This is a genomic window from Rhizobium moroccans, assembly GCF_057559155.1.
In genome coordinates this window covers 33,011-41,712 of sequence record NZ_JBHFJG010000012.1, presented here as the reverse complement: position 1 = coordinate 41,712, position 8,702 = coordinate 33,011, and the positions used below count along the sequence as shown (strand labels likewise).

Annotated in this window: 7 protein-coding genes; 3 read left to right on the top strand and 4 right to left on the bottom strand. The window is 63.9% G+C overall.

Features of this window, described 5'->3' with window-relative positions; translation table 11 throughout:
• Positions 1 to 32 precede the first annotated feature (32 nt).
• Entirely contained in the window at positions 33 to 1,973 is a 1,941-nt protein-coding gene (locus ACE04I_RS09160) for a methyl-accepting chemotaxis protein (protein ID WP_046795976.1), read from the bottom strand.
• 184 nt (positions 1,974 to 2,157) lie between these two features.
• Between ACE04I_RS09160 and ACE04I_RS09155 the strand changes: the two genes are divergently transcribed.
• Together ACE04I_RS09155 and ACE04I_RS09150 are read left to right on the top strand one after the other, a co-directional pair.
• Positions 2,158 to 2,910: a TlyA family RNA methyltransferase gene (locus ACE04I_RS09155; protein ID WP_046796085.1), complete on the top strand. Its 753-nt coding sequence runs from the start codon at positions 2,158 to 2,160 to the stop codon at positions 2,908 to 2,910.
• Complete coding sequence (locus ACE04I_RS09150; RefSeq protein ID WP_046795977.1) at positions 2,907 to 4,151, top strand: class I SAM-dependent RNA methyltransferase; 1,245 nt, start codon at positions 2,907 to 2,909, stop codon at positions 4,149 to 4,151. Before ACE04I_RS09155 ends, ACE04I_RS09150 begins: the two co-directional genes overlap by 4 nt.
• A gap of 3 nt (positions 4,152 to 4,154) precedes the next feature.
• Here ACE04I_RS09150 and ACE04I_RS09145 read toward each other — a convergent pair whose 3' ends face one another.
• Positions 4,155 to 4,913, bottom strand: a complete 759-nt coding sequence (locus tag ACE04I_RS09145) for a crotonase/enoyl-CoA hydratase family protein (RefSeq protein WP_082118430.1) — start codon at positions 4,911 to 4,913, stop codon at positions 4,155 to 4,157.
• A gap of 11 nt (positions 4,914 to 4,924) precedes the next feature.
• The gene (locus ACE04I_RS09140; protein WP_487206997.1) at positions 4,925 to 6,718 is read right to left on the bottom strand and encodes an acyl-CoA dehydrogenase; all 1,794 of its coding nucleotides are present in this window, start codon (positions 6,716 to 6,718) and stop codon (positions 4,925 to 4,927) included.
• Positions 6,719 to 6,922: 204 nt separating this feature from the next.
• Here ACE04I_RS09140 and ACE04I_RS09135 point away from each other — a divergent pair, with 204 nt between their 5' ends.
• Positions 6,923 to 7,918 carry a transporter gene (locus tag ACE04I_RS09135; protein ID WP_046795979.1) on the top strand — a complete coding sequence of 332 codons (996 nt, stop codon included), beginning with the start codon at positions 6,923 to 6,925 and terminating at the stop codon, positions 7,916 to 7,918.
• A gap of 64 nt (positions 7,919 to 7,982) precedes the next feature.
• Here ACE04I_RS09135 and ACE04I_RS09130 read toward each other — a convergent pair whose 3' ends face one another.
• On the bottom strand, positions 7,983 to 8,513 hold the full coding sequence (locus tag ACE04I_RS09130; RefSeq protein WP_487206996.1) for a BA14K family protein: 531 nt from the start codon (positions 8,511 to 8,513) through the stop codon (positions 7,983 to 7,985).
• Positions 8,514 to 8,702 lie beyond the last annotated feature (189 nt).

Sequence of the window (8,702 nt, the reverse complement as noted above, 5' to 3'; positions counted from 1 at the left end):
GGCCTGTCTCAAGGCGATCATCCGCTTAAGGATCAGAACTCCGACCAGTCTTCCTTTACCGCGGCGGACGAAGCCGTCTTCGAGGAGAATGCGCGGGCAAGAGTCGAACGCAGCGCGTTGGCGGGGGATGCCGCCGGACGGGCGCCGGTGGCAGCCGGAGCCGGACGCGCCACTCTTGTGGCCGTCTCGACGCCAAGCTTGAACTGACGCAGCAATGCGTCAAGCGCCTGCGCCTCGTGAGCGAGCTTATGGCTTGCCGCCGTCTGCTGCTCCACCATTGCCGCGTTCTGCTGGGTGCCCTGGTCCATGTTGTTGACGGCGGTGTTGATCTCCTGAAGGCCGGAAGACTGTTCCCGCGTGGAGGTGACGATGGCGTTCAGATGCTCGTTGATCTCCTGCACCTCGCCAACGATCGCCTGCAACGCCTTGCCGGTCTCATCGACCAATCCGACGCCCGCCTGCACCTGCTGGTTGGAAGTGGTGATCAGCGCCTTGATCTCCTTGGCCGCATTGGCGGAGCGCTGGGCGAGCTCGCGCACTTCCTGCGCCACCACTGCGAAGCCCTTGCCGGCATCGCCCGCACGCGCCGCCTCGACGCCCGCGTTGAGGGCGAGAAGGTTCGTCTGGAAGGCGATATCGTCGATGACGCTGATGATGTTGATGATCTCGCCGGAGGATTTGGCGATCCCCTCCATGGCGGAAACCGCCCGGCGAACGACATCGCCCGATTTCTCGGCACCCATGCGGGCACGTTCGACGCGCTGGCCGACATCTTCGGCGCGGCGTGCCGATTCCTTGACGGTCGTGGTTACCTCCTCCAGAGCGGCAGCCGTCTCCTCAACGGCCGCGGCCTGCTGTTCGGTTCGGCGGCCGAGATCATCGGCAGCGGAACGGATCTCGGAAGCACCGGCATTGATGGCGGATGCGTTTTCACCGACAGACCGGAGCGCCGCCTGCAGTTTTTCGAGCGACTGGTTGAAATCGACGCGCAGCCGGTCGAGACGAGCGGAGAAGGGTGTTTCCAGACGATAGGCGACATCGCCGTTGGCGAGGCTTGCAAGGCCGGTCGCAAGCGAGTCGATCGCGAATTCGATCTCGGCCGCTTCGTTCGCCTTCTGGGCCTCGGCGGCCTGGCGCTCGCGATCGGCGGTTTCGCGCAGGTGATCGGCATCGCGCGAAAGGCGGAGCTTTTCGATCGCGGCATCCTTGAAGACCGCGACGGCCTTGGCCATCTGACCCACTTCGTCGCCGCGCTCGAGGGCGGGAACGACGATATCATTGTCGCCGCCGGCAAGCCGGGACATGGCCTGTGTCATGCCGACGATCGGCGTGACGATCGCCCGCGACAGCGCCCAGACGAGCAGCGCAGCAATGAGACCGGCAGCAGCACCGCCGAGGAGCAGGGCCATGCGCAGATCGCCGAACGCCTCGCTCTGTTCTGCCGTCAGGCCGGCGGAAAGCTCATGCACCTGCTGCTTGATCTCTGCCGCCGTCTCGCGGAAGGCATCGAGCTGGCCGCGCGACTGGTTGCGGCCGATCTCGATGACCTGATCGATCGGCATGTCGCTGTTCCTGCGCGCCGCGAGCTGCGGCTCGGTAAGCTGCGTGTGGAAGACATCCGCCGCCTTGCGCATGGCGTCCAGCGAAGCGATCAGCGCCGGCATATCCGCCGCGGCTTGCTTTGCCGCGTCGATCGCCGCGATCATCTTCTCTCGATTGGCGAAGACATCGTTATAGGTGCTGTCGCTCTTGAAGAGCAGGAAGCCGCGCTGGTTGACGGCCTGTTCCAGCATGGCCTGGAGGGCTGCATCCACATGCCCGACGATCGTCTGGGACGCGACCTGCCTTGCGGAGGCATCGCGGGATTTCGAGGCCTGCCAGTAAACGCCCGCGGAGGCGAGAAGGCAAACCGACATCAAAGCGGCGAAGGTGAAGATGAGCTTTTTGTTCAGCGAAAGATTTTTCAAGGACATGACGGGTTCTCGGTGGACCTAGGGACGGCGGACTTCTCTCCCATGCTCCACAGAATCCGATCCGCCTTAAGAATGTCTTGCGGTCCGGCCCCGAGTTTTCATGGGGATTTTGAGGGAGGTCCGAAGGCAGCGCATGACAGGAAACGCTTGCATGCGTTGTCGATGACGGTCATTGACTGCGGTCATGTCTCAAACCCCGCAAACACAGCGCCTCGACCAGCTTCTCGTCTCGCGCGGTATCTTCGAAAGTCGCTCCCGGGCGCGCGATGCGATCACGCGCGGCACGGTGAGCGCCAACGGACAGATCGTGACGAAAGCGGGCCAGGTTTTTCCGCCCGATGTCCCTCTGGCGATCGACGATCCGGCCAAGGACTATGTCTCGCGCGCCGCGCTGAAACTCGTCGCCGCGCTCGATCATTTCAGCCTGGATCCGAAAGGCCGCGATTGCCTGGACGTCGGCGCCTCGACCGGCGGCTTTACCGAGGTACTGCTCGAACGCGGCGCGGCGCATGTGACGGCGATCGATGTGGGCCACGGCCAGATGCATGAGCGCATCGCCGGCGATCCGCGCGTGACGAATATCGAAGGGCTGAACGCCCGCAATCTCTCGGAAGGCGATCTCGGCGGGCGGGCGATCGATTTCGTCGTATCGGACGTCTCCTTCATCTCGCTGAAGCTTGCGCTGCCGCCGGCATTGAAGCTTGTCGCGCAAGGCGCCATATGCGCGCTGCTCGTCAAGCCGCAATTCGAAGCCGGCCGCGAGGCGATCGGCAAGGGTGGGCTTCTCAAAGACCCGGAAAGCGCTTCCGAGGTGGCGGCGGAACTCGAACGCTGGCTGAGTAAAGACATGGGCTGGAAGAGCTTCGGCCTCATTCCCTCCCCTATTTCCGGCGGCGACGGCAACCAGGAATTCCTGTTGGCAGGACAGAAGGCATGAGCACGGAAACGGTAACCATCACGCGGCTCGGCGCGCAGGGACACGGCATCGCGGAGAGCGAGAAGGGGCCGATCTACGTGCCCTATGCGCTGCCCGGCGAGACCGTGGCGATCGCCCGAAACGGCAATCACGGCGCGGTCATGTCGACTTCCATCGCCTCCCCGAACCGCATCGAGCCGCTCTGTCGCCATTTCAGCCCGGATCGCGACGCCTGCGGCGGCTGTTCGCTGCAGCACCTGGCGGATGCTCCCTACCGGGCCTTCAAGCGGGCGCTCGTCATCGACGCGCTGAAATCCAAAGGGCTGACCCCGGAAGTCCGCGAACTCGTCGTCGCCAACCCCGGCGAGCGGCGCCGCGCAGTGTTTTCGGCGCGGCGGACGGAGAAGGACTTCCTGCTCGGCTTCAACCGTGCCGAGACCAATCATATCGTCTCGATCGAGGAATGTCCCATCGCCTCGCCGGGTATCGTGGCGAGGCTCGATGCAATCCGCGCCATCGGCCAGTCGCTCGCGACCGGATCGGAGACCTTCCGCATCACGGTTCTCGAAACGCTTTCCGGCCTCGATATCGCCGCCGAAGGCTTGAAGCCGCTTTCCGACAAGCAGCGCCGGGCGGCGACCGAAACCGTGCTCGGGCTCAAGGGCATCGCCCGGGCTTCGGTGAACGGCGAAATTCTGATCGAGCCGCAGAAGCCGCTGATCGATTTCGGCGGGGTCAAGGTCTCGCCGCCGGCGGGCGCCTTCACGCAGGCTACGAAACAGGCGGAAGAAGCCATGGCCGAGCTCGTGCTTTCCCATATCGGCAAAGCCAAGCGCGTGCTCGACCTTTTCGCCGGCTCCGGCACCTTCGCGCTGAGACTTGCCCGCACCGCCAAGGTGCACGCGGTAGAAGGCGAAGAAAAGCCGCTGAAGGCGCTCGACCATGCCGCCCGCAATACGCAAGGGTTGAAGCCGGTAACCGTGGAGAAGCGCGACCTCTACCGCCGGCCGATGATCCCCATGGAACTGAAGAACTATGACGCCGTGGTCTTCGATCCGCCTCGCGCCGGCGCCGAAGCGCAGGTGAAGGAAATAGCCCGCTCCAACATCAAGACGATCGCGGCGGTGAGCTGCAATCCCATCACCCTTGCCCGCGACCTCAAGATCCTGGTGGATGCCGGTTACAAAATCCGCTCCGTCACGCCGATCGACCAGTTCCTCTGGTCGCCGCATGTGGAAGCGGCGGCGCTGCTGGAGAAGTAGGAGCTACCGCTTCAGAAACGCCTCGAACGCCGCCCTTGCCTCGGCGCTCCTGAGCCGGGCTGCGAAGTGGACGAGTTCCTCATCGATGCGGGCGAGCACCGCATCGCGCGGGCCGCGGACGAGATCGCGGGCGATCTTCAAGGCCTGCGGCGGCTTTTTCGCCAGGCTCGCGGCGAGCGCCAGCGTTTCCACCTCCACCGCTTCCGGCTCCACGACCTTCCAGATCATGCCGGCCTGGAGGGCGGCTTCCGCCGAAAGCCCCTCGCCCGCGACCAGCATGGCAAAGGCCCGCTGATGGCCGATCACCTTCGGCGCGAGAAGGCTGGAGGCGGCTTCCGGCACGAGCGCCAGATCGACAAAGGGCGTCCTGAACAGGCTACGGTAGGATGCGACCGTCATGTCACAATGCAGGTTCAGCGTCGTGCCGATGCCGATCGCCAGGCCATCGACCCCGGAAACGAGCGGCTTTTCGGCCACCGCCAGCGCCTTGATGAAAACGGCCGCGGCGGGCGCTTCCTTCGAGCCGGACATGGCATAGGCGAGGAAATCGCCCATGTCGTTGCCGGCCGAAAAGCAGCCTTCCGTGCCGAGGAAGGCGACGGCGCGGATTGCCTCATCCGCATTCGCCTCTTCGAGCGCCGCCGTCATGCGATCGTACATGGCGGAGGTGATTGCGTTCTTCTTTTCCGGCCGGTTGAAGCGGATGACCATGACGCCCGGATGGTTCTCCGGACGCTCGACAAGGATATGACTGTCGCTCACGCCGTTCCCCTTCAAGCCAGAACCGAGCGGGCGGCTTCCAGGCTCGCCGCTCCCGACATCACGCGGTCACGCAGGGCCGAGCTTTCGGCCAGCAGGTTTTCGGCGGCGAAGCGGCAAAGCGCCACCCGCCTTGCCGGGCCGCCATCATCCGCCTCGACGAGCCCGCCCTTGGCGAGATAGGCGCCGGTCAGCACCAGCCCGAACAGCCGCTGATAGGGCGTGGCGCCCGCAAGCGCCTCGGATAGGCGGCCTTCCGCCTGCCCCTCGAGCAGCCAGGTCGTGGCATTTTCGAGTGCGACGATCGCCGCCTTCAGGCGATCCGCGGTCTCGCCGAACTCTACATTGTTGGAGGCCGCGACCTTGTCTGCGATATCCTTCAGTTCCGCGATGAAGCCGCTCACATGATTTCCGTCCGAAAGCGGCAGCTTGCGGGTGACGAGATCCATCGCCTGGATGCCGTTGGTGCCTTCGTAGATCGGCGCGCTGCGCGCATCGCGGAGGTAGCGGGCAGCACCCGTCTCCTCGATGAAGCCCATGCCGCCATGCACCTGGATGCCGAGCGAGGCGACATCCACGCCGATATCGGTGGCGAAGGATTTGGCGATGGGGGTCAAAAGCGCGGCGCGCTCGGACCAATGGCGGGCCTCGTCGCCTTCGGTGTGGTGCGCCGTGTCGATGGCATGGGCGCAGGCATAGCAAATGGCGCGAGCGCCCTGCGTCAACGCCTTCATGGTGATGAGCATACGGGCGACATCCGGATGCTCGATGATGGGGCTCATCCCTCCTGCCTGGCCCGAATCGGACCAGCCGGGCGCCTTGCCCTGCGTCCGCTCCCTGGCATAGGCGATCGCCTTCTGGGTGGCGGCTTCGGCAATCGCGACACCCTGCATGCCGACCGCGAGGCGGGCATTGTTCATCATGGTGAACATGCAGGCGAGGCCCTTGTTCTCCTCGCCGACGATCCAGCCGATCGCTCCTTTTTCCTCACCATATTTTCCGTCGCCATAAATCATGGTGCAGGTCGGCGCGCCATGGATGCCGAGCTTGTGTTCGATCGAATGGCAGAAGACGTCGTTGCGGGGTCCAAGCGAGCCGTCCTCGTTCACCAGGAATTTCGGCACCAGTAAGAGCGAAATGCCGCGCGTGCCGGCCGGCGCATCCGGAAGCCGGGCGAGAACGAGATGGATGATGTTCTCCGCCGCGTCGTGTTCGCCCCAGGTGATGAATATCTTCTGGCCGAAGATGCGGTAGGAGCCGTCGTCATTGCGTTCGGCGCGGGTCTTCAGCACGCCGAGATCCGAGCCCGCATGCGGCTCGGTGAGGTTCATGGTGCCGGTCCATTCGCCGGATACCAGCTTCGCGAGGTAAGTTTCCTTGAGGGCTTCGCTGCCGTGCTTGTCGAGCGCCTCGATCGCGCCCATGGTGAGCGTCGGCGCCAGCGCAAAGGCCATGGAGGCGGAGTTCCACATCTCCAGCGTCGCGACGTTCAGCATGTGCGGAAGGTTCTGGCCGCCGAAGGCTTCCGGGCCCGTCAGGCCGTTCCAGCCGCCTTCACGCCAATGACGATAAAGGTCCGCCCAGCCGTCGGGCGTCCTGACCTCGCCATCGGTCAGCTTCGCGCCCTGCCTGTCGCCCGCCTCACCGAGCGGCGCCATCTCGTCGCTCGCGAAGCGGCCCGCCTCTTCCAGGATCGCCTCTACGAGATCGGAGCTCAGGTCTCCGAAGCGGCCGATCTCGATGGCGTCAGCCAGTCCCGCGACGTGATTGAGCGTGAAGGCGATCTCCTCCACAGGTGCCTTGTACATGGTTCTTCCTCCTCGTGGCCCTCTCGGCAGGCGGCAGCCCCCCTCAAGCCGACTCCACCATCGCGATTACTTTCTTTTACGTAAACGTAAATACGGTTGTCAATGAGCTGCCGCCTCGTCCGATTACGCCCTGAACCCTCCTGCGTGAAATTGGCGTCACATAACTCCGATAATCTAGCGGATCATTTCGCGAGTCCACGCCTCATGCTTCTTGTTCCGCCTGCCATTCCCGGTCTCGTCTGGGCCTATCATTTCCATCCTGGCTCTTCCTCCTGTACCCGCCTTCCGGCCGAGGCCAACCGTAGCGATCTCGACATCGGCGAAGGGTTCCTCTGGCTGCATCTCAACCTCGCGGACAGCCGCGTCACCTCGTTTCTGGAGGGGCTCGAAGGCCTTACGCCTGCGGCCGTCGCGGCGCTCACCACCCATGACACGCACGCGACCATCACGCTCGACGAACAGCTCGTCCATGGCACGCTGGTAGATTTCCAGCGGGAGTTCGACAGCGAGACCAGGGATATCGGCTGGCTGCACTTTTTCGTTTCTAACAGGATCATCATCACCACCCGGCTGCAGCCGCTGCGCTCGATCGACCGCGTACGCGGAGCGGTCGAGAAGAACGCCTCGCGTTTCAAACGCCCGATCGACGTCTTCGAAACCATCGTCGCGGAATTCCAACGCACGCTGATTACGCTGGTGATGGAGCTGACGGAGGAGCTGAACCTCATCGAGGATTTCGTCTACGACAACGCGCCCCGCGACGAGCGGCGAAAGCTCGCGCCGGTTCGGCGGACCGTCGTAAGACTGCATCGTCACTTGCGTACGGTGCTGACCCTGCTCAGGCGCGCGGCGGCCTCCGAAGACGACGAGATGCCGGAAGGTTTCGACGATGTCGCCTCCCGGCTGATGAACAGGCTGGAAGCCGTGGATCACGACGTCTATGCGCTGCAGGAGCGGGCAAGACTGCTGCACGAGGAGATCGATTCGAAGCTTTCCTCGGAGACGAACCGCCACCTTTACATCCTGTCGCTGATGACCGCCTTCCTGCTGCCGCCATCCCTGGTGACGGGCTTTTTCGGCATGAACACCTCGTCGCTTCCCTTCGCCGAAGGCATAGGAGGAACAGCCTTTGCCGTCGGTTTCATCCTGTTTTCTGTGGCGGCGGCATGGTGGGTGCTGCGGCGAGCGGGAATCCTCTAGAAACGAGAAAACCCGCCCGGCTTTCACCGGACGGGTTCATCAAGCTCTTATTCAGACTGGCCGATCAGTAGTAGGGCGAAAGGCACTGCTGGCGCGGCCCGTTATAGGGCTGGAAGGTGTTGCTGTAGCTGTCATAGGACCGATAGCGGGTAGCGCACCAGTCGTAGTGACGCGGGTTGAGGTTACCTGCGACCGGAGCCGGAGCCGGAGCCGGCTCGACATAGCGCGGTGCGGCAACGGCGCCGCCGATCACCGCCCCGGCGGCAAAGGCCGCGAGCGGGAACCAATAACCTTCATGGTAGCGATAGCCGGCGCGGCGATCACGGTAGCCGCGATGGCCGTTGTAATAGCCCTCGCGATAGCCGCGGCGGTAATCGCGGCGGGATTCCCGCCAGTCGCGGCGATCGCGCCAATCGCCACGGTCGCGCCAGTCACGCCGGCCGTCCCAGTCGCGATACTGCACCTGCGTCACCTCGGAGGCGGCAGCCGGCTTATCGAGCGCCGGCAGCGGCATGGCCTCAGCCGGCACGAGGGAGCCGGCAAGCACGGCGGCGGAAAGACCGGCAACCGCGAGTTTCTTGAACAGCGTGAGCATTTCTATCTCCATTTCTAGTTGACCGGAACAGTTCCAGTCGGAGCGGCGCTTGCCTTCGGGCGAATAGTCATCCTCGAGGGCAGGCAACCCGTAAATCCGTCGCGATCCTAGGAAGATGATCCTGAACCGGCGATTAACGATAGGGAATGGCTTCTTTGGGCTGAAACGAAGGCGAAATATGAAAAATCC